At 70.9% G+C, this 19,717-nt stretch carries 17 protein-coding genes; 6 read left to right on the top strand and 11 right to left on the bottom strand.

Annotated elements, in window-relative coordinates:
• The first annotated feature begins 93 nt into the window (after positions 1-93).
• Positions 94-1,695 (top strand): ROK family protein, encoded by a 1,602-nt coding sequence (locus ABZ833_RS09610; RefSeq protein ID WP_361043466.1) that lies wholly within the window; start codon positions 94-96, stop codon positions 1,693-1,695.
• 54 nt (positions 1,696-1,749) lie between these two features.
• Here the strand turns inward: ABZ833_RS09610 and ABZ833_RS09605 are convergent, their stop codons facing one another.
• Genes ABZ833_RS09605 through ABZ833_RS09595 form a run of 3 tightly spaced genes read right to left on the bottom strand, consistent with a single transcriptional unit; the run spans position 1,750 to position 5,085 of the window.
• Positions 1,750-2,670, bottom strand: coding sequence for an MBL fold metallo-hydrolase (locus tag ABZ833_RS09605; protein ID WP_361043464.1), 921 nt, complete (start codon positions 2,668-2,670; stop codon positions 1,750-1,752).
• Between the two features lie 59 nt (positions 2,671-2,729).
• Positions 2,730-3,695 (bottom strand): D-2-hydroxyacid dehydrogenase family protein, encoded by a 966-nt coding sequence (locus ABZ833_RS09600; RefSeq protein WP_361043462.1) that lies wholly within the window; start codon positions 3,693-3,695, stop codon positions 2,730-2,732.
• Positions 3,688-5,085, bottom strand: a complete 1,398-nt coding sequence (locus tag ABZ833_RS09595) for an MFS transporter (RefSeq protein ID WP_361043459.1) — start codon at positions 5,083-5,085, stop codon at positions 3,688-3,690. Before ABZ833_RS09595 ends, ABZ833_RS09600 begins: the two co-directional genes overlap by 8 nt.
• 199 nt (positions 5,086-5,284) lie before the next feature.
• Between ABZ833_RS09595 and ABZ833_RS09590 the strand changes: the two genes are divergently transcribed.
• Positions 5,285-5,887 carry a TetR/AcrR family transcriptional regulator gene (locus tag ABZ833_RS09590; protein WP_361043457.1) on the top strand — a complete coding sequence of 201 codons (603 nt, stop codon included), beginning with the start codon at positions 5,285-5,287 and terminating at the stop codon, positions 5,885-5,887.
• Between the two features lie 120 nt (positions 5,888-6,007).
• Here the strand turns inward: ABZ833_RS09590 and ABZ833_RS09585 are convergent, their stop codons facing one another.
• From ABZ833_RS09585 to ABZ833_RS09570, 4 genes are all read right to left on the bottom strand, one after another.
• Positions 6,008-7,288: a YeeE/YedE family protein gene (locus ABZ833_RS09585; protein ID WP_361043454.1), complete on the bottom strand. Its 1,281-nt coding sequence runs from the start codon at positions 7,286-7,288 to the stop codon at positions 6,008-6,010.
• Positions 7,289-7,532: 244 nt separating this feature from the next.
• A complete protein-coding gene (locus ABZ833_RS09580; RefSeq protein WP_361043452.1) occupies positions 7,533-7,826 on the bottom strand; it encodes a hypothetical protein in 294 nt (97 codons plus the stop codon).
• 134 nt (positions 7,827-7,960) lie between these two features.
• Complete coding sequence (locus tag ABZ833_RS09575) at positions 7,961-8,758, bottom strand: maleylpyruvate isomerase family mycothiol-dependent enzyme (protein ID WP_361043450.1); 798 nt, start codon at positions 8,756-8,758, stop codon at positions 7,961-7,963.
• 66 nt (positions 8,759-8,824) lie between these two features.
• Positions 8,825-10,378, bottom strand: coding sequence for an MFS transporter (locus ABZ833_RS09570; protein WP_361043448.1), 1,554 nt, complete (start codon positions 10,376-10,378; stop codon positions 8,825-8,827).
• Positions 10,379-10,492: 114 nt separating this feature from the next.
• Between ABZ833_RS09570 and ABZ833_RS09565 the strand changes: the two genes are divergently transcribed.
• The gene (locus tag ABZ833_RS09565; protein WP_361043446.1) at positions 10,493-10,918 is read left to right on the top strand and encodes a MarR family transcriptional regulator; all 426 of its coding nucleotides are present in this window, start codon (positions 10,493-10,495) and stop codon (positions 10,916-10,918) included.
• A 36-nt stretch (positions 10,919-10,954) separates the two neighbouring features.
• On the opposite strand, the gene ABZ833_RS09560 is transcribed toward ABZ833_RS09565, so the two are convergent.
• The 3 genes from ABZ833_RS09560 to ABZ833_RS09550 form a co-directional block, all read right to left on the bottom strand.
• Positions 10,955-12,091, bottom strand: a complete 1,137-nt coding sequence (locus ABZ833_RS09560) for a sulfite oxidase (RefSeq protein WP_361043444.1) — start codon at positions 12,089-12,091, stop codon at positions 10,955-10,957.
• Positions 12,092-12,148: 57 nt separating this feature from the next.
• The gene (locus ABZ833_RS09555) at positions 12,149-12,433 is read right to left on the bottom strand and encodes a hypothetical protein (RefSeq protein ID WP_361043442.1); all 285 of its coding nucleotides are present in this window, start codon (positions 12,431-12,433) and stop codon (positions 12,149-12,151) included.
• Between the two features lie 166 nt (positions 12,434-12,599).
• Complete coding sequence (locus ABZ833_RS09550; protein WP_361043439.1) at positions 12,600-13,475, bottom strand: alpha/beta hydrolase; 876 nt, start codon at positions 13,473-13,475, stop codon at positions 12,600-12,602.
• 161 nt (positions 13,476-13,636) lie between these two features.
• Between ABZ833_RS09550 and ABZ833_RS09545 the strand changes: the two genes are divergently transcribed.
• Positions 13,637-14,404 (top strand): NPP1 family protein, encoded by a 768-nt coding sequence (locus ABZ833_RS09545; RefSeq protein ID WP_361044730.1) that lies wholly within the window; start codon positions 13,637-13,639, stop codon positions 14,402-14,404.
• 16 nt (positions 14,405-14,420) lie between these two features.
• On the opposite strand, the gene ABZ833_RS09540 is transcribed toward ABZ833_RS09545, so the two are convergent.
• Positions 14,421-18,245: a CHAT domain-containing protein gene (locus ABZ833_RS09540; protein ID WP_361043437.1), complete on the bottom strand. Its 3,825-nt coding sequence runs from the start codon at positions 18,243-18,245 to the stop codon at positions 14,421-14,423.
• Between the two features lie 99 nt (positions 18,246-18,344).
• Between ABZ833_RS09540 and ABZ833_RS09535 the strand changes: the two genes are divergently transcribed.
• Both ABZ833_RS09535 and ABZ833_RS09530 read left to right on the top strand, forming a co-directional pair.
• Positions 18,345-18,737, top strand: a complete 393-nt coding sequence (locus ABZ833_RS09535; protein WP_361043435.1) for a hypothetical protein — start codon at positions 18,345-18,347, stop codon at positions 18,735-18,737.
• Between the two features lie 22 nt (positions 18,738-18,759).
• A complete protein-coding gene (locus tag ABZ833_RS09530; RefSeq protein WP_361043433.1) occupies positions 18,760-19,686 on the top strand; it encodes a hypothetical protein in 927 nt (308 codons plus the stop codon).
• Positions 19,687-19,717: the final 31 nt, after the last annotated feature.

The raw sequence follows: 19,717 nt of genomic DNA, 5'->3' as shown, positions 1-19,717 counted from the left end.
TGACGACAGCTTTTGAAGGGTACATCCTCGTAGACGAGCCGACAACCGTCGCACCTCGGGCGGAATCGCACAGAAGTCGACGGGGGCAAGTCCATGCAAACGATCGGGATTCGCCAGGTCTCCGGGGACCTCATCGCGGCCGCCGCAGAGCGCGGCGAAGTCTTGGGGATCACGAACGGGCGTGTTCTCGCCGGAGTGCTCATGCCGTTGACGACGAAGACTGTTGAGCATCTCCTCGACCAGAACCTCACCCGGATCGTGCAGAACATCCGGGAGGGCGAGCGCGAGGCAGCGGCAGGTGACTCTGTGAGTCTCGACGACCTGATGAACGAGGAGCCGCGGCCCACGAGCCGTCGGGCACCGGAGCGCGTGACGATCCGAGGACTCTCCGGGGCGCGCATCAGCGCGGCTGCCGATGCGCGCGAGGCGCTCGTCGTCACACATGCGGGAGCGGCGATCGCGTTGCTCATCCCTGTCACCCTCCAGTGGGTGGAGCAGCTCGTCGACCGCAACCTCTCCCGCATCCGGTACAGCATTGAACGTGGGGAGCGCGAGATCGCTGCCGGCGGCCATATGCCGACCCTTGACGAGCTTCTGGAGGAGAGTCAGTCGGCCTCCGATGCGGCGGATGTGTCAGCTGCGCCGCCGCGCGCACCTCTGTCGCCGCCCGCCGGCGTTCTGGAGGAGCGGGCCATCGGCATCAAGATTGTCTCGGACGATGTCCATGGCGTGGATCGGCTGGTGGGTGTCGTCACGGACATGCTCGCCCGTACTGTGCATGGCCCGATCGAGATGCCGCTGCCCGACTGGGACAGGGGAAAGGTCCTGGCAAAGATTCTCGATCTGATCGGAGATCTCCAGGCCAGATTGATTCCGGAGCACGAGCACTTGACCGGCGTGGGGTTGGGAGTCGGTGGGCATGTGCATCGCGGGACGATCATCAACTCACCGAACGCCAGCTGGCACAAGTTTCCGCTGGCATCGCTGATTCGGCAGCGCCTCGACGTGCCAGTCGTATTGGAGAACGACGCCAACTCCCTTGCGGTACGAGAGCGGTTCCTGGGCAGCGTCGATGACGAGAGCATGGTCGTCATCCTCATCACTGACCGGGGAGTGGGCTCCGCGCTCGTCCTCAACGGGCAGGTATTTCGAGGCGCCCACGGCATGGCGGGCGAACTCGGCCATATTCCTGTGGAGACCGGTGTCCGGGGCTCCACCACCAAATGCCGCTGCCAGAGCTCCGGTTGCCTGGAAGCGGCCGCGGCCCCCTACTCCATCACGCGCACTCTGAAGAGCGAAGGCGTCAAGGAAGGTTACGAAACAACGGGCAATGGCCAGGGGGGCGTCGTCCACCAGACCCTCGTCCATGCGGGGGAGGCCCTGGGGCGTGCTGTTGCGACACTCATCAACGTATTCAATCCCACCACAATTGTTCTCTACGGCCCGCAGCCACTCGTAGGCATGCCGCGCACATTCCGTGGCACGGAGGGGCCGATCAGCCCCGGGGCGGCGAGTGTCTACATGAGTGCCATGACTCAGGCCGCTCACGCTCACGCCTTCTCCACCGGCGCGGAGGAATGCAAGTTCGTCGTCCGCCAAGCGGACGACACCGACAGCGCCGCTGCTGCAGCAGCCTGTGTCATCCAGCAATTCGCCCCGCTCGCCGGGAAGTACGCCCTGAGTCCTCAGAAATAGGGCCACAGTCCCGGCGAGCACAGTCCGGCGAGGGCGTTGTGGGTGGGGAGGGGCTCACCGGTTGTCTGTCTCGTCCTCCCAAGGGCGCCAGCGGCCGGTGTCGTCGACGGTGCCGAGTTGCTGGTCGGCGAAGTGCACGCCGAAGCCGAAGACGTCGCTCTTGGCCAGGAATTCCACGAGTCGGCGACGTGAGTGCTCGGCCTGGGCGCGGTCGTGGTCGAGGACGACTTCCCAGTCGGGATGCTGGATCTGGACGGGTGAGTGCATGGCGTCGCCGAAGGCAACGATCCGGCGGCCGTCACCGGTGTCCAGGATCCAGGCCGTGTGCCCGGTGGTGTGCCCGGGCAGCGCCCAGGCGCGTACTCCCTCGGCGATCTCTGTTCCGTCGGTGACAGCTGTGGTCCGTTCGCTCTGTCCGGCGAGCCGTGGGCCGGAGGCCGGGTTCAGCCCCTGCAGTTCTCCTTCCCCGACGACCCAGCGCGCGTGGGGGAACAGGCTGCGCGGGTCGTCGACGGCGTCCGGCCTGGCCCATCCCGTGTGGTCGTCGTGCAGGTGGGTGAAGGCGACCGTCTCCAGCGCGGCCGGATCGACGCCCAGGCGCTGAAGGTGATCGGGCAGGGTCCGTACGTGGTCGAAGCCGTGCTGGAAGTGTTCGGGGTCCTCGCCCGAGATGCGGCCGTGGCCGGCGTCCAGGAGCAGGCGCTTCCCGCGACGCTCGACGAGCAGCGCGCCGCATCCCATGGCCAGGTGGCCCGCGTCCGTCATGTGGGGGCCATGGTCCGTCCAGTCCTCGTCGGCGGAGGCGGGATAGACCCGGGTGGGGATCATGTGGACGCCGGCGTCGGGGACGTACGTGAGGGTGAGGTCGCCCAGGGTCCGCGTCCACAGGCGGGGCAGGCGGCCCCCTGAATCGTCGGTGGGATCGTGCTGCGGGTGGGCGCTGGTGGTCTGCTCGCCGGGGGGCATGGTGGGCATGGTGGGTTCCTGTCCTTGTTGGTGTGTGTTCGTGTGTTGGGGGGCGGGACGTGGTCCGCTCACGGCGTGAGCAGGCGGACCGGTTCGTCGGCGGCGTAGGCGAGGATGCCGCCGAGTGCGTCGCGGTAGAAGACTTCGTAGGCGTCGGCGGTGACGTAGCCCAGGTGTGGGGTGAGGATGGTTCGCGGAGCGCTGCGCCATGGCGAATCGGTGGGCAGTGGCTCGGTGAAGTGGACGTCCAGGGCCGCGCCGCCCACCGTTCCGGCGTGCAGTGCGGCCAGCAGTGCCTCCTCGTCGACGACGGGTGCTCGGGAGGTGTTGATCAGCAGCGCGTCCGGCCGCATGAGGGCGAGTTCGTCGGCACCGATGAGGCCGACGGTGCGTGGGGAGAGCCGGACGTGGAGCGTCACCACGTCCGAGGTGGTCAGGAGTTCGCGTTTGCTGACGGGGGTGACGCCCAGTGCTTTCGCGTGCCCGGGATCGAGGTGCGTGCTCCAGGCGGCGACGTCCATGCCGAAGGCGACCCCGACCTGGGCCACGCGACTGCCCACGCTGCCAAGGCCGATGACACCCAGGCGGGCGCCGTGCAGATCGCGACCCACGGTCTGCTGCCAAGCGCCCTCGCGCAGGTTGCGGTCTTCGGCGGGGAGCGAGCGGGTCAGGGCGTGCAGGAGTCCCCATGTCAGCTCGGCCGTCGACGTCAGTCCTGCGGCGCGCGTGCCGGACACCACGATGCCGCGCCGCGCGGCCGCGGCCGTGTCGATGGCCGCGTTGGCGGGGCCGGTGGTCACCAGCAGGCGCAGGTTCGGCAGCCTGTCGAGTACCTCGGCGGGGAAGGGAGTTCGCTCGCGCATGGCTACGACCACGTCGAATGGCTGCAGTGCGGCTGTCACCTCATCGGGGCCGCCCAAGTGTTCGGAGAAGTAGGTCAGGTGGGCGCCTTCGGGCAGGGAGTCCCAGGCGGCGTAGCGGTGTGCCGTGTGCTGGTAGTCGTCCAGGATCGCCACTCGGCGGATCTCAGGCATGAGCGGCCTCCTCGGTGTGTGCCTGTGCCTGTGCCTGTGCGTGTTCCTGTGCGTGGGCGCGGTCCGCGCTTGCGCCAGAGGCAGAGGCAGAGGCAGAGGCAGAGGCAGGGGCAGGGGCAGGGGCAGGGTCCGCGTGGACGTTTTCGTCCGCCTGTGGGTCGGCGAGCGGTTCCGCGGGGCTCGGGCGCAGCAGTTCCAGGGACCAGATCGCGAGGCCGATCAGCGCGATCACCGCTCCGAGCGCGGAGACCCCTGCCCAGCCGACGAGCGGGTACAGCGCGGCTGTCAGGGCGGAAGTGACGGTGCTGCCGGCGAAGGCGGAGACCATGAGCGCTGTGGTGACCCGGCTGCGTGCGTGCGGGATGCGGCGGTACAGGACGCTCTGGTGGCTGATCAGCAGTGCCTGCTGTGCCAGGTTGAGCGCCACGATGCCGACCATCAGCGCGCTCAGACCGAGCGGGCCTCCTCGACCGGCGAAGACGAGCACACCCCAGCTCCCCGTCAGCACGATCAGCCCGCCTGTTGTCACTTGACGGGCGCGACCGCGGTCCGCGAGGCGGCCGGCCACCGACGCGGCCGCGGCTCCGACGACCCCGACGAGGCCGAACAGGCCGATGACCGCAGGACCGTACCCGTAGGTGGGGCCGGCCAGTAGGAACGACGAGGCGGTCCACAGGACCGTGAAGCCACCCATGCCGACCGCGGCCAGAGCCATGCGCCTGCGCAGCAGCGACTCGGTGCGCACCAGAGTCACCACCGAGTGCAGCAGCCGGGGATAGGGCGTCTTCGTGGTCGGCGGGACGAGAGGCAGAACCAGGCGCAGGGTGATCGCAAGGACCACCATGACGCCCGCCGCGAAGACGAACACCAGCCGCCAGTCCCCGAATTCGGCCAGCGCCCCGGCAACCGTTCGCGCCAGCATGATGCCGATGAGCAGGCCGCTCATGACCGTTCCCACCACCGCGCCGCGCTCATGGTCGGCGGCAAGAGAGGCCGCCATCGGCACCACGATCTGCGCCACGGCGGAGGTCACCCCGACCAGCGCGACCGAGGCGTACAGCGCACCCAGCGAGGGAGAGGCCGCCACACCGAGGAGAGCGACAGCGCTCAGGGCGAGCAGCCCGCTCACAAGACGGCGCCGCTCCAGTACGTCACCCAGGGGCACCAGCAGTGCCAGCGAGAGCGCGTAGCCGATCTGCGAAGAGGTGACGATCAGGCCTCCGGCCCCCTCGGAGACCCCCAGCGCCTTGGCGACAACGGGCAGCAACGGCTGGGCGTAGTAGATGTTCGCGACCGCCGCGCCACACGTCACCGCCAGCAACAGCACCATCGCGCGGCTCAGCGGGGAGCGGACGTCGGCGCGGTCCTTTCTGAATTCTGGATCGTTCATGCCGGAATGCTCGCCTCGGCGTGACGTGCTGGTCAAGTAGTTTTGGATCGATCGATCCAAAAGTGATCAGGGTCACTGCGGGCCGTCGATGCTCGCGCACTCCGGTACTTGGCGTTTTGTGGAGCGGTTGGTCCAATATGGGAGGCAGGGCAGCGCTTGCCATGCCGGAGCCGCTCGTCTTGAGATGCAGGAGGTCCCTATGCCGCCAGCCGGCCGTCCCCGCGCCTTCGATATGGAGGCCGTACTGGAGTCCGCGATGCTGCTGTTCTGGGAGCAGGGCTACGAAGCGACCTCGCTGGCACAGCTGCGAGCCGCCACCGGGCTGTCCTCCGCGAGCCTGTACGGCGCTTTCGGCTCGAAGGAAGGGCTGTTCAAGCAGGTCGTCGAGCACTACATGGAGGGGCCGGGCGGCGCTGTCGAGGTCATCGAGGACGAGACGGTCAGCCCGCGAGAGGCCGTGGCCGGCCTGCTGCACCGTTCGATCGACATGCAGGCCGATTCGTCTCACCCCACCGGCTGTCTCGTCGCCCTGTCCGGCACGATGCGGGCGCCGGGAGAGGAGCACGCCTCAGTGCGCGCGACCGTCGCGGCACGGCGTGCAGCCGACCGCGTGCGCATCAGGGCCTGCGTAGAGCGAGGCATCGCCGCGGGCGAACTCGATGCCGTCGTCGACGTCGACGGGGTGACCGCCATGATCCACAGCTTTCTCCTCGGCCTCTCCACGCAGTTGCGCGACGGGGTGGCCGCAGTGACTCTGCACATGGCGGTCGAGACCCTCCTGCTCAACTGGCGCCGCGCATAGAGAAGCAGTGAGAGAAGGAGTCCGCCTGCGGCCCCCGCCGGCTGCGGTCGGCCGGACGCCACGAGCCGCCGGATGTCGCTGGGGGCGGAGACATCCCCCAGTGACAGCAGAGCCGGCAGGTCAGCAGACGCTGTCCGTCGGCTTCGGGTTGCCCAGGCCGAACAGCGGGCGCAGGCGCAGGCCTGCCCAGGTGCCGAGGATGGCCACGGCTGCCCAGATCCAGCCGTGGAGGGACCCGGAGGCGATGCCGGCCAGGTAGGCGCCGATGTTGCAGCCGCCGGCGAGGCGGGCGCCGACGCCCATCAGGATGCCGCCGATGACGGCGGCGAGCGCTGTGCGGGCGGGGATGTTGCGGTGCAACTGCCACACGCCCCCGGCGGCCGCCGCGACGGCCGCGCCGACCATGATGCCGATGTCGGTGAGGCTGTTCTTGTCGGCAAGGACCGGTCCCGACAACTGGGCCGCGCTGTCGGGCTGTTGCCAGAAAGCCCAGGTCTCCGGCATGCCGCCGAGTGCGCCCACGACCTTCGAGCCCCACAGGGCGAACGCGCTGGTGACGCCCCAGGCGCCGCCCGAGGCGAGCAGTACGCCGGCGCCGAGCACCGCCAGCGCCACGGCGCCCGCGGCCAGCGGCCACGAGCCCCTGACCGCACGGCGGAGGGCGCCGCGCGCTGACGGCGGGGTGCCGACCGGCGGGGGATTGCGGCGGGTCTGCACGGCGCGGGCGATGAACCAGATCGCGGCGAGCGCCGTGATCGTCGCCGCCCAGGAGCCGAACCAGCCGACGTGGTCGGAGAGTACGTACGGGTCGAGCGCGGGCAGATCGTTCCAGAGGCCGAACTGCCAGGCGGCGAGGGTGGAGCCGGTGATGAAGCCGAGGAGGGTGAGCACGATGGTGCCCTGGCCGGAGCCGACGGCAAAGAGGGTCCCGGAGGCGCAGGCGCCGCCGAGCTGCATGCCGATGGCGAAGAGGAAGGCGCCGATGAGCAGCGCCACCCCGATCGGCCCGGCGCTGGGGGCGGGCACGGAACCGAACAGGCCGCTGCCGGTGCCGATGATCAGAGCGAAGAGCGTCGCGGTGGTGCCGAGCAGCAGGGTGTGGGCACGCAGCCCGGTGCCGTTCCCGACGGCCACCAGCTGCCGCCAGGCGGAGGTGAACCCGAACCGGGAGTGGAACAGGGCGAACCCGAGTCCGATGCCGAGCAGCAGCAGGACGCCGGGCTTGGCCCCGTGCTCCGCGAAGACGTAGCCGGCGAGCGCGACACCGATGGCGCCGGCGACCGCTAGCGGCACCCGCCGGACCGGCGGCGAGGCCTCGGCCGGAGGGGCGGAGGCGGAGGTGGGGGCAGGGGTGAGCAGGGCGGCCCGGGGCGGCGCCCCGGCATCGGGAGCGGTGGTCAAGAGGGTCTCCGGGAACGGGAGGGGTGGGCCGGACAGGCGGTGATCGCGTGAGCGCGAGAGCGGGGTGAGCGCGAGAGCTGGGCGCTGAGAGCGGGGCGCTGGGCGCTGAGCGAGGCGTCAGCGGCGACAGAGCGCGTCGTCGACGCTCCACGGCGTGGCCGCGAAGAGCGCGAGAGCGAGCTGACGAGCGGGTCCGAACATGCGCTCCACCTTAGGTATCCCGCAAAGATCCCGGAACGCCGTCTCACATAGAGAGAGCTGCCGGGCGACCTGCCGGGCATCGGTGTGCACGACTGAGGCCAGCTCGCTCGGCGACGCCACCGGCCGCAGGGCCCTGCGGCACGGTGACACGGACCTCCGTCAGCCGCGCCGAGCGCCCGTGGCCGTCGAGACCGACGGCGACGAGCGCGCCGGCCAGTCCGTCGGCGATGGCGAACAGGTACGTGCCTCCGGTACGGCTGATCGCGTAGACGCAGACGCAGACGCAGACGCAGACGCAGACGCAGACGCAGACGCCGACCACCGCACCCGTAGCCATCGCAAGGGCAACGCGGAAGGCCAGCCCGCCAGCGATTCCCCACCCGGCAGCCATTCCCCGCACCGGATCCTGCTGACCGGCCTCCCACCGCAGAACCACAAACGCGGTACTACCGCCGCGACTTGACCAAAGCCTCAGAACGCGGAGTTGGCGAACCAGTGTGCCAGGAGGTCCTCGTCTCCCTCGTGTGAGAGGACCGCATCGTCGTGGTGCAGGCGGCCGTAGACGAGCAGCAGCAGGTCGCCGGCGGTTCCCCGGACCGTCGCGTCAGCGGTGGCTGCCTCCGCGCCGGCCGTGGCGAGCGCGAAGCCGTCGGGTCGCAGGCGTACCAGCCAGTCGCCGTCGCCGTCGCCATCGGTGGCGCGGAAGCGGATGGTCCTGTCGGGGGCGCGCAGATTGACGACATGAGGGGCGAAGAAGGCGGCGAAGGGCAGGTTGACGAGGAATTCGTCGATCCCGTCGACCGCGACCGCTCGGTCGATCGCGGGCCGCAGGCCGAGTGCCAGTTCGGCGTCGGCCCGGTGCAACAGGGTCTCGAAGAGCATCCGGCGTGCCCAGAACCGGGCGTGCTGGTCGGCTCCCCACGCCCACATCGGCAGGTTCGGGTCGGTGGCCGCGAAGGCGTCCGCGGCCACCGTCGCGCTCTCGGCCAGCCAGTTGGCGTATCCGTCCTGCTGGTCCGGAAGGTGCAGGTCCACCTCGCGGCTCCGCGGTGGTTCCTGGATGCGCGCCCGCAGCAGAGTGGCGAACCAGCGCTGGACGCTGCCGGTGTGTCTGATCAGGTCGGCCAGTGTCCAGCCGGGGCAGCCGGGCACAGGGGTCGCCAGGTCAGTGCCCCTGACCGTCGTGACGAAGCGCGCCGTCTCCGCCGCGACAGCCGCGCGGTGGTCGACGAGTGCCGGGGTGTGGTCCACGCTGTCCGAAGTCTTCATCGAGGTATGCCTTTCCGGGGGGTGCCGGTTCCGCTGAGCGCGGCGGCACTCCAGTAGCTGGTCTGATCAGACGAGTTCGGCGGCAGGCTTCGATCCCGCGTGCTGCGCGTGCTGCGCGTGCTGCGCGGGTTCCGCGTGCTGCGCGAGCTCCGCCGACTGCGCGGCCGCGACCTCGCGCACCGCGGATGCGCGGGGCGCGTGTTCAGCCTTGAGCCCGATGAGGGCGACGATCACGACCAGGGCGAAGGCCGCTCCGGCGATGGCGAAGCTCAGCGTGAACTGGCTCTCCTGCGGCAGTGCGGGCATGCCGTCGGGCAGCTCGATGGTCTTCGACGCGAGGAGCGTGGTGATCATGGCGCTCGCGACGGCGCTGCCCACCGAGCGGGAGATGGAGTTGATTCCGTTGGCGATTCCGGTCTGGTGGGCCGGGACGGAGGCGACGATGAGCGCCGGCATGGAGGCGTAGCCGAAGCTGATCGCGAGGCCGATGATCATGCCCGCGCCGATCACCGAGGCGCTGGTGCCGTGCGCGGCGGTCAGCCAGGCGAAGCCGAGCACGCCGAAGGCGGCGCCGACGGCCAGCGTGGAGCGGGCGCCGATCCGGCGCACGAGCAGCCCTCCGACCTGGGCACCCACGAGGGAGACGAGCGTGGTGGGCAGCAGGTAGACGACGGCGGCGGCGAGCACTGAGGCGCCGAATCCGTACCCCGCGACACTCTCGGGCATCTGCACGAGGTACGAGACGCCGATGAACTGGGCGAACATCGCGAAGCCGAGGAGCAGCCCGGCCAGGTTGGTGAAGAGGACAGGCCGGTGGGCGAACATCCGCATGTCCACCATCGGCTCCTTGACCCGGCGCTCGACCGCGACCCACACGACCGCCATGACGAGCGCGCCGACGAAGGCGCCGATCGTCCGGCCGGACGTCCAGCCCCACTCGTGGCCCTGCGAGATGGGCAGCAGGAGCAGCACGAGCAGCATCGCGAGGGACAGGGCGCCCAGCCAGTCGGTCCGCCCTCCCGTCTTCGCCCGGGAGGCGGGCACGACGAACAGCACCCCGGCAAGCGCCACGACGGCGAGTACCACCGCGAGCCAGAAGACCCGGTGGTAGTCGGGGTCGGCGCCCTGGGTGAGGAGTCCGGCACCGACAAGCGCGAGCCCGCTGCCGAAGGCGAGCGTGCCGCTGACCAGGGCCATGGCTCCGGGCAGCTTGGCCGGCTTGATCTCCTCGCGCAGGACGGAGAGGGCGAGCGGGAAGATCGCGGTCGCGGCGCCCTGCATGATGCGGCCGATGATCAGCCAGGTCAGCGAGCTGGTGGTGGCGGCGAGCACCGAACCCGCGATCATCACGAGCAGGACGCCGACGAGGGTGGGCTTCTTGCCGTGCTGGTCGCCGAAGCGGCCGAGCAGAGGGGTGAAGACGGCGGCCGACAGGAGAGTGGCGGTGGTCACCCAACTGACGTTCGCCGTGGTGGCGTTCAGGTCCTCCTGGATGATGCCCAGCACCGGGACGACCAGGGTCTGCATCATCGAGACGACCATGGCGGCCAGACCGAGGGCCAGGACGAGCAGGGTCTGCCCGGAGGTCCGTGGGGGCGCGGCGCGGTGTGCGTGGGACACGGTGTTTCTCTCTCAGTTACTTGACAACCTTGATGCTTGAGATCCTCAAGCAATGAGTCGAAGGTAAACATTGATATTTGAGGTAGTCAACTTTCAGGGGGTAAAGTGACTCTCATGACAGGCACTCCCCGCACCGACACGGGCCGGCTCATGGAGCTGCTCTCGGTGTCGCTCGGCGCCTACTACGGCGACTTCACGCTCGCGGCAGCGAGCGAGAACCTCACGGCGAGCCAGGGCAAGGCACTGACCGTGCTGCGCCGTGGCCCTGCGGCGATGCGCTCCCTGGCCGACACCTTGACCTGCGACGCGTCGAACATGACCGGGATCATCGACCGGCTGGAGAAGCGCGGCCTGGTGCGCCGCGAACCCAGCCCCTCCGACCGGCGCGTCAAGAACGTCGTCCTCACGGCCGAGGGCGAGCGCGTCACCGACGCGCTCCGCGCGAGGATGAGCGCCACGCGGGAGGGCCTGGAGCGGCTCAGCGCCCAGGACCGGGACACGCTGCACAGCCTGCTGGAACGCGTCTTCGTCTCCCAGTGACGGAAACGTCGCAGGTGGGGGCGCCTTCGGGTGTCCCTACGGCCCTGTGGCCGGGAGCGGTTGGCACAGGACCGGGACGCGCTGTACGAGGTTGTTTCCGAAGCCCCCTCGGTTCCAGGGCTGTTCGAGGGGCTGGGCATGTCCGTCGGCGTCGGTCGCCCGGACGCTCAGGGTGTGGCGGCCGGCGGCCGCGGTCCAGGTGGTGTGCCAGGCCTGCCACCCCCAGCGGTGCGGGCCGCGGGAAGAGACCTCGGCGTCGGTCCAGGTGCTGCCGTCATCGGCGCTGACCTCGACCCGTGTGACCGGCCCGTACCCGGACCAGGCGCGTCCCTCCAGCTCCACGGGCCCGGGGCGCACGACCCGTACGCGTGACATGAAGTCCGGGAAGCCGGGTGGGATCACCAGGGCGCGAGGGGCGATCCGGGTGACGGGCTCGCCGGGGTCGTCCGGGGACTGCCGGAAGCGGTACGCCACGGCCTGCTGGAAGCCGGTGAACGGGGTGTCGGCCAGTTCGACGGCGCGGAGCCATTTGACGTGCGCCATGCCGTACCAGCCGGGGACCACGAGCCGCAGCGGGTAGCCGTGTTGGGGCGGCAGCGGCCCGCCGTTCATCGCGTACGCGAGCAGTACGTCCGCGTCCACGGGGAGTGGCAGGCTGCGCCGGTAGTCCTGCTCGACGCCACGCTCGACTCCGTGGTCCGCGCCCGTGAACACGGCCTCGACGGCGCCGTCCTCGACCCCCGCTCGGGCGAGCACCGTCCGCAGTGGCACGCCCGTCCAGTCGGCCGTGCCCACCGCCTCCACGAGCCAGGGCTGGCTGACCGGGCGCGGGCTCAGCCGGGCGCGGCCGTTGCCCGCGCACTCCATCGTGACCCGGTGAGTGACGGCCGGCAGCGCCTGAAGTTCGGCGAGCCCCAGCTCCAGGGGGGTACGGACCCGCCCGCCCACGGTGAGCCGCCACGTGTCCGCGTCGACCACGGGGATGTCGTAATGGGTCAGCAGATAGTGGAGGCCGGGCGGTGTGACGTCATGGCGCAGGGCCTCCAGCGGCAGCCCGTGATTGCGTGCCGCGAGCGCCAGCTCTTCCTCGCTGATGCCCTCACCGGCGGCGGCGACGCGTCCCGGTGTGCTGACCTCGCCGAGGGGGATGCCCGCTCCGTGCCTCCATTCCATGCCTTCATGGTCGCCCCAGCGGGCCGGGCCCGCAGGGCAACCGGCTTTTTGCGGCTTTCAGGCTCCGGGAATCCAGTAGTTGTGCACGGAGAACGCCTCGGGCTGCCCTCCGGGACCGGACAGGCCGGCCGACTCGGCGATCGGCATCATCTTCTCGCCGAAGGCCTGCATGTGCTGCTCGGACTCCCAGATGTCGTAGATGTCCAGGCCGTCGCTGCCCGGGACGCAGACGTGGGCGATGCAGCCGTCGAAGATCTCGGGCGTCTGCTGGAGCTTGGCGTTGAGGGCGTCGTACTGGTCGGTGGTGACACCCGGGAGGGAAGCGTGCATGAAGATCGCCATGGCGGCTGCTCCTTAGGGGAGGAGGGAGTGTGCGGTGAGGGTCTTGAGGAGGGGGTCGCCGCACGGCGGCCGCTGTCCCATGGCCAGGACAGCACGCCCGTCCACCGATGGCACCCGCAAGCATTACGGCGAGCACGGCGGGGGCCGGGGATTCGGCCCCCGCCGATCAGCCGACGCTGTTGCCGTTGCCGTTGCCGTTGCCGTTGCCGCCTCCGCCTCCGCCTCCGTTGCCGTTGCCGTCAACGGAGGCGGCGAAGGCGGCGATGTCCCTCACCACGCGTTCCGGCATGTCCCAGTGCACGATGTGCCCCGCTCCCTCGTAGACGATCAGCCGGGAGCCGATAACGGTGTCGAGGATCGTCTGTTGTTCCTCGCGCGTCAGGATCGGGTCGCGGTCGCCCCAGACGGCCAGCGTGGGTACGAGGATCCCGGACAGCGTCGCCCGCAGATCGGTCTCAAGGAGGCCGCGCAGCGTCTCGCGCCACACGCGGGCGGGTGCCTTCAGATTCTCCTCGACGACGGTCTCCAGGAAGCCGCGAGCGAGAGGTTCGGCCGTCATGCCGAGCGCGAACCGTTCCGCGAGGTCACGGTCCACCGGATCCTCCAACTCCCGTACGACCTGCCATAGTTCAGCGGCGACAGGCTTGTCGGCGAGGGTGACCGGAACGCCCAGGAGCACGAGCCCGGCGACCCGGTCGGGGTAGCGGCCCGCGACGATGCGTGCCTGCACCCCACCGCTCGAAGCCCCGACGAGCACGGCGCGCTCGATTCCCACGGTGTCCATGAAGGCGACGAGGTCGGCCGCGAAGTCCTCGGGGAGATAGCCGTCCGGGGGCTTGTCGGCGTCTCCGTGGCCTCGTTGCGTGGGCGCGTAGACGTGCAGGGAGGAGGGCATGCGCCGCAGCAGCGGCTCGAACACCCACCAGGAGTCGACGTAGCCGTGGACCAGGACGACCGGCGTACCCGCGGGGTCGCCCACCTCGGCGTACGGCAGGACAAGTCCCGCGCGCAGCGTTGCCTCGTGCACGGCGACGGCGGACATGACGGCCCTCCTCACCTCTGTGTCCAGCGTAAGGAGGGGCGGGCCTTGGGGCAGGTCGAGGCTGCCGTGGCGGGGAGGGGCGAGAGACGCGTGGGAGAGGTGTGATGTGGGCATGTCACTTCTGGTCGCGGCCCCACACCGCGACGGATCAGGAGGACATGGTGAAGAAGGCCTCACGCATCCGCAGAGCGTCGTTCGTCGTCGGCAGCGCCTTCGCGCTGGTCATCGCTCTTCCGGGCAGTGCGCTCGCGGATCCGCCCACGTCGTTGCCCGCCAGTGCGGACGGTCTTGAGCAGACGTTCCAGCCGGCCTACGACTACGACACCGACGGCTGCTATCCGACGCCTGCCATCGGGCCCGACGGCAGCGTCAACGGAGGCCTCAACCCGTCGGGGGCCGTCAACGGTCAGTGCCGTGACTCCTGGGACCTCGACAACACCAATGGGTACGCCCGGTCCAAGTGCAACAACGACTGGTGCGCCATCATGTACGGCCTGTACTTCGAGAAGGATCAGGCCGTGGCGGGCAGCGGCCTCGGTGGGCACCGGCACGACTGGGAGCACGTGGTGGTGTGGGTGCAGAACAACGAGGCTCGCTACGTCTCCACATCGGCCCACGGCAACTTCGACGTCTACGGCCGCGACCAGATCCGCTGGGACGGTACGCACCCCAAGGTCGTGTACCACAAGGACGGTGTGAGCACGCACTGCTTCCGGCCCGCCGCCTCCAGCGACGAGCCGCCGGAGAACCACGATCAGGCTTGGCAGTTCCCCGGGCTCGTCGGCTGGAACGGCTATCCCGCGGGCGTGCGGGAGAAGCTGATTCAGGCCGACTTCGGCAGTGCCGTCTTCGGGCTCAAGGACGGCAATTTCAACTACCACCTCGAGAAGGCCAAGCCCGCCGGGATTCCGTTCGACCCCAACGCCTGAACAGTGTCCGGGAGTTCTAGGGACCCGCGTGCACCTGGCACGCCCACAGGCTCGGGGTCTGGGGATACGTGTCGCGCAGCGCACGCACCGTGGAGTGCAGGGCCTCGGCCGTACGGTCGACGTCCAGCGCTCCGCCACCCTTGCTCAAGGCCTCGTAGACGTCCTGGGCGACACGGGCGCCGATCGTGTCGTCGACGTGCCACAGCGAGCCGACGACATGGGGGAAGCCCGCGATCTGGAAGGCGCTGACGATGTGGACGGCCTCGTCCGCGAGTTCGGGGCTGGTCCGCAGGGTGTCGCAGGCCGAGAGGTAGACGAGGCGCACCGACGGAAGCCTGAGCCGGGCGAGGTCGCGGACGGTCAGCGGTCGTTCAGTGTGATCGTGCAGGACGAGGCGGCTGCCGGACGGGCGCTCCAGATCGCCCACCGCGTGGCACGCGAAGTGCGCGTACGCGTGCCGGTGCAGGGCGGAGACCACCGCGGAGTGGGTGGCGGACGCGCCGGTGAGCATCTCGGGGCCCGGCAGCAGCCCGGCGAGGTGTTCGGCCTCACGGTGCGCGGCGGGCAGGGGTGGGAAGCCGGTCGCCTCGCCGACGGCGACCACGAGCGCACCGGTGCCCGCAGGGCGCGCGGCCCGCTGCCTGGCGTGGTGCAGCGCGCGCAGATTCGGCGTGTACGAGGAGATCGCCCGGTCCAGCGCACCGGACGCTCCGTCGACGGGAGCCGCTGCGTGCAGCGGCATTGTGCCCAGGGCTCCGGCGGGCGACCACCACACGCGGGGCAGTGGTCCGGTGGGCGTGGCCCGGAACGCCAGGTGGTCGAGCACGGGGCCGGTGACCACCTGCCACAGCCAGGCGAGTGTGTCCCGCACGACGTGCTGGGCGCGCAGTGACTGCTTTCGGGAGGTCCCGGGCGCCTCTACGCGTTCCAACGCGTCCTGAAAGGCCTTCCGGTGTGCGGTCGTTGCCTCGGGGGTGAGCCCCGGGAGCGGCACGGTGTCGATGGAGTGCTCGCTGACGACAAGGGCGTCGCTGCCGTGCGGGGACACGTTGACCAGGACGACCGGACCCGCCGCGGCTGTCGCGCGCAGTTCATGTTCGTGCCACTCCCGCACCGGACGCAGCAGGCCGAGCTCCGGGTGCGCGGCACGGATCCGGTCGGTCAGCTCCCGCCATTCGGCGGCCAGTTGTTGACGCCGGTCGGCTTGAGCGTCGTACGCCCGCGATGTGTGCAAGGGGCCTTCGCCCAGGAACTCCGCGCCGAGCGGGTCCCGGCCCTCGGTCGCCGTGTCGAGGGCGTCGCGGAGTTCCTCGAAGCGGTCGGCGAGGTCCGGGGCGGTCTCCCGGAGCCGGGTCAGATCGCTGTCGGCGTCGAAGGCGTGGGACAGCAGCACGCCTCTGGCCTGTTCGAGGAGCCCCACCGCCAGTTGGGGCCGTCCGCAGCGCACCGCGCACGCCGCCGCCGCGGCACCCAGGCCGACGGTCCGGCCGAGCAGCAGCTCCTGGTCGTCGCGGACGAGATGGCGGGGCGCGACGGAATGCAGCAGGTCGACCGCCACCACGTAACCGTCAAGGGCGCGGTCCCAGTCGCCGAGTTCCGCCGAGGTGTCGCCCCAGGACCGGGCGGCGTCCAGGCGCTCGGAGGGCGCGCACCGGGGCTCAAGGGCCGCTTCCCGGAACACGTCGGCCGCCTCGGCCAGTGCGGCCCGGCGGCCGCGGCCGGTCGACAGGACCCGCAGGATTTTGCCGAGGTTCGTCAGGCGCAGCGTGCGCTTCGCATGGTCGGGCGGGGTGACCTCGACCGCCCGACGGAACAGCGCGATCGCCTCGCCACGGACCGTCGACGACAACAGGGCGCCACGGCCCGACAGGCGGGCGCCGGCGGCCGCCGTCAGGGCACCGGGCAGCTCGGGAGAGCCCGCGGGCAGTGAGGCGATCACCGCGTCGACGAGAGTGCGTGCCTCCCGCGCGTCGGCGGTCCCTCGCGCCGCCTGGCTGCGGTTGATCAGAGCTGTGGACAGGTTGAGGCGCCGACGCGGCAACTTGGGGTCGTCGGCCGGGGTGAGGGCGAGCGCCTCCCTGAACAGCTCGATCACTTCGTCGAGTTGGGCTGCCGGGTCGGCGGCACGCCCGAGTCCGCTCATCCGGCTGATCGCCGTGGAGCCGAGCAGGGTCGCACGGTGGGCGACGCCGAGACCGGGCAGCTCGGCGGCCCGGCTCCGGCACGCCTGGGCCTCCCGCAGGTCCGCACCGTCCTCGGTGAGGCGGTGGCGCAGGCCCAGGGCCATGCCGAGGTTGAGCAGCCGTACGCCGAGAATCTCGTGCCCCTCGGAGGTGAGCTCCACCGCCTCCCTGAGAGCCTGGATCGCCTCGTTCAACTCCTCTGGACGTCCGGTGCGTTCGTGGCTGGTGCTCAGCACCATCCCGAGGTCGCTGAGCGTCACGGGCCGCTCCGGGTGGTCCGGTGGCAGGAGCGGCTCGGCCTGACGCAGCAACCGCAGGGCCTCGACGAGGTCCGCGCTGTTGCCTTCCGGGTCGAGGCCGTACCGCGCGTGCAGGGCCATCGCGGGGGCGATCAGCTGCGGTGCGGTGCGGGACGTCGGCTCCCCGGCCTCGATGACCACGGCGGACAGATGCGTGATCGCCGCGTCCAGATCGGCCGGATCGCCGGTCAGTGCGAAGCGTGCGCGCAGCGCGTTGCCGAGGGTGCTGCGGACGGGGATGCGCCGGGCCGGGTCCCCCTGTGCCGACTCCAGCGCTGCGGTCAGCACGGCGACCATCTCGTGCAAGTCGTGCGGAAGGCCGACGCGTTGGTACCGCAGAGTGAGCGCGATGCCCAGGTTGAGGCCTGCCGTCGCCGGGCCCTTCGGGTCGTCGGGAGCGGCACGGCGGAGCAGGTCCACCACCTCGTCGTACTCCTCGGGCGTGCCGCCCTCCCGCTGCCGCAGCGCCAGCAGAGCGCCGCCCAGGGTGCTGAGGCAATGGGCCAGATGCGGGCTCCGCGCGGGCAGTTGGGCCAGGACGTCACGGGCCATGCCGACCGCTTCGTGCAGGTCGTCCGCGTCGTACGACTGCTTGTACCGATCCAGGAACTGGACGCCCAGATTGCTGAGAGTGAGCAACCGGTCGGGTGAGTCGGCCGGAAGGCCCTTGAGGGTGTGGTGGGTGAGACGCAGCGCCGTGTCGGAGCCCCCGCTGCCGGTCTGACCCACGTGCTGCCCGGCGAGGGACAGCACGTGGGTCAGATCGGCTACCCGGGTCGCGTACGCGGGGTCGTGCTCCGGCGTCGCGAGAACGGCGAGGCTGCCCATCCCGACCGCCAGGCCGAGCAGCACCTCACGCGAAGGTGTCGAGGTGCCCACCCGCACGGCAAGGTCGTACAGCCGCAGGTCGTCCTCGGTGGCATCCGGCGGCGGTCGGTGCTGCCGGCCCTCGGCCGCGATCACGGCCGCGGCACACTCCGCCGACCACTCGGCGGGACCGTCCGCGTGCGCCGGGTCGGGGCGGTGCGCGGGGTCGGTGGCTTCATAGCCTGCCGCCAACTGCGGTGGTACGAGCGCCGGGTCGGCCATCCACACCGGGAACAGCAGCGTTCCGGCCATGCCTCCGTGGACGTCGGCCCGGGCGTCTTCGGAGGCCGCCGCGCGAGCCAGGCAGAGCCAGCCGGCCACATGCCGGGCCTCCAGGTCAAAACCGGTGTCGGCGCTGCACAGCAGTGCCCGGAGCTCGGCGTTCGCCTCGGGGGCGAACACCACGTTCGCGCGCACCACCCCCTCGGATGCCCCGGCCCGCGCCAAGCGCGCACGGATCGCCTGCACATGCCGGTCCCGGTCGTCACTCACCCTGCAGCTCCCCCTCTTGCCGACTCCGGTGGCGTTCGCCGACTCCGGTGGCGCGCCGAATCATGCTCAACTGCGCCTGCTTTCCGGCACACTTGGACCATGACCGTATCGCCCGACCGCCCCGAACTCGCCCACGGCACGGCGGCGTTGTGCTCCCTGCTCGGCTCGCCCGACGACCTGCGGCAACCCGGGGTCCGGCAGGCCGCGGAGCGGGCGAGGGACCTGCTGCGTTCCGGTGCGGGCGCCGACGCGATCGAGGAGTGCTACGAAGGCCTCGACCACGCGATGCGCAGGGCCGGGGACGCGGGCGGTCTTGTCAACGGCTCCCGGGGCGCCATGACCCCCGGCCTCGCGCCGCACATCAGGGTGGCCGTGTGCCCGGGACCGGCCCACTGCAGCAGGCTCGAACGCGCCCGCGACCTGCTGCCCGCCCCCCACTGCGCGGTCAACGGAGCGCGTATGCGCAAGGGCCGACTGGACCCCGGGCAGTGACCGGCTCCGGTCCCGCGGCCTCATGAACCCGCTCCTCGCCACCCTGGGCGGCAAGCTCACCGAACGCTGGCTGAACCTCCTGGTCCTGCCCGGCGCCCTCTTCCTCGCCGCCACAGCCGTCGGCACCACCCTGGGACACCGCCACTGGCACGACGCCGACCGGCTGCGCGCCACGCTGGACGACCTCGCGGCCCGCCCCGCACTCGACCGGACCGGCACCGCCGCGCTCCTGGTGGCGCTCGTCCTGCTCACCGCGGCCGCGGCTTCACTTGCCTCGCAGTTCCTCGGCGGCGGGTTCGAAAAGTACTGGCTGCGTTTCGGCCGCGACCCGCTCTCGCGCGCCCTCACCACGCGGCGCGAGCGGCAGTGGCTGGCATTGGACGGACAGCTCGATGACGCCGTCGCGCGTGCCACCCCGACCGGTTCGGCGGCAGGCGGTGCGGTGCGGGTCGGGAGGAGCGCGGGCGCGCGGATCCAGGCCATCGGCGAGGCCCGCGACCGTATCTCGCTGTGCGCACCGAAACGCCCCACCTGGTACGGCGACCGCATGCAGGCGACGGCGGACCGCGTCGAGGCCGCGTACGGAGTGGACCTCGCCGCCCTGTGGCCGCGTCTGTGGCTGATCCTTCCCGAACCCGCCGTGCAACAGATCCAGGCGGCCCGTGACTCCTTCAGTGCGGCGGCCCGTCTCGCCGCCTGGGCCGTGGGCTATGCCCTGCTCGCCTGCTGGTGGTGGCCTGCCGCGCTGGTCGCCGTCGGGTGCGGGGTCGTGGCCCGTTCCCGTTCACGGGCCGCGCTCGACGCGCTCGCGGGCCTCACCGAGGCGGCCGTCGACGTCCACGGCAGGGAACTGGCCACGCGTGTCGGGCTGCTCGGGCCGGACACGACGGGGCTGCTGGACCACGACACGGGGGACGGGATGTCGGAGGTGTTCCGCAAGGCCGACTGACGTCGCCCACACCAATTCCCCCCGCACCAGT

This window comes from Streptomyces sp. NPDC047525 (genome assembly GCF_040643025.1).
GTDB lineage: Bacteria > Actinomycetota > Actinomycetes > Streptomycetales > Streptomycetaceae > Streptomyces > Streptomyces durmitorensis.
This window is presented reverse-complemented; position numbering and strand designations above follow the sequence as displayed.

Coding starts and splice junctions, on each gene's coding strand:
- ABZ833_RS09565 (WP_361043446.1), top strand. CDS start 10,493: ATGACAGGCACTCCCCGCACCGACACGGGCCGGCTCATGGAGCTGCTC.
- ABZ833_RS09530 (WP_361043433.1), top strand. CDS start 18,760: ATGAACCCGCTCCTCGCCACCCTGGGCGGCAAGCTCACCGAACGCTGG.
- ABZ833_RS09580 (WP_361043452.1), bottom strand. CDS start 7,826: ATGGCTACGGGTGCGGTGGTCGGCGTCTGCGTCTGCGTCTGCGTCTGC.
- ABZ833_RS09590 (WP_361043457.1), top strand. CDS start 5,285: ATGCCGCCAGCCGGCCGTCCCCGCGCCTTCGATATGGAGGCCGTACTG.
- ABZ833_RS09605 (WP_361043464.1), bottom strand. CDS start 2,670: ATGCCCACCATGCCCCCCGGCGAGCAGACCACCAGCGCCCACCCGCAG.
- ABZ833_RS09610 (WP_361043466.1), top strand. CDS start 94: ATGCAAACGATCGGGATTCGCCAGGTCTCCGGGGACCTCATCGCGGCC.
- ABZ833_RS09595 (WP_361043459.1), bottom strand. CDS start 5,085: ATGAACGATCCAGAATTCAGAAAGGACCGCGCCGACGTCCGCTCCCCG.
- ABZ833_RS09555 (WP_361043442.1), bottom strand. CDS start 12,433: ATGGCGATCTTCATGCACGCTTCCCTCCCGGGTGTCACCACCGACCAG.
- ABZ833_RS09560 (WP_361043444.1), bottom strand. CDS start 12,091: ATGGAATGGAGGCACGGAGCGGGCATCCCCCTCGGCGAGGTCAGCACA.
- ABZ833_RS09550 (WP_361043439.1), bottom strand. CDS start 13,475: ATGTCCGCCGTCGCCGTGCACGAGGCAACGCTGCGCGCGGGACTTGTC.
- ABZ833_RS09535 (WP_361043435.1), top strand. CDS start 18,345: ATGACCGTATCGCCCGACCGCCCCGAACTCGCCCACGGCACGGCGGCG.
- ABZ833_RS09600 (WP_361043462.1), bottom strand. CDS start 3,695: ATGCCTGAGATCCGCCGAGTGGCGATCCTGGACGACTACCAGCACACG.
- ABZ833_RS09575 (WP_361043450.1), bottom strand. CDS start 8,758: ATGAAGACTTCGGACAGCGTGGACCACACCCCGGCACTCGTCGACCAC.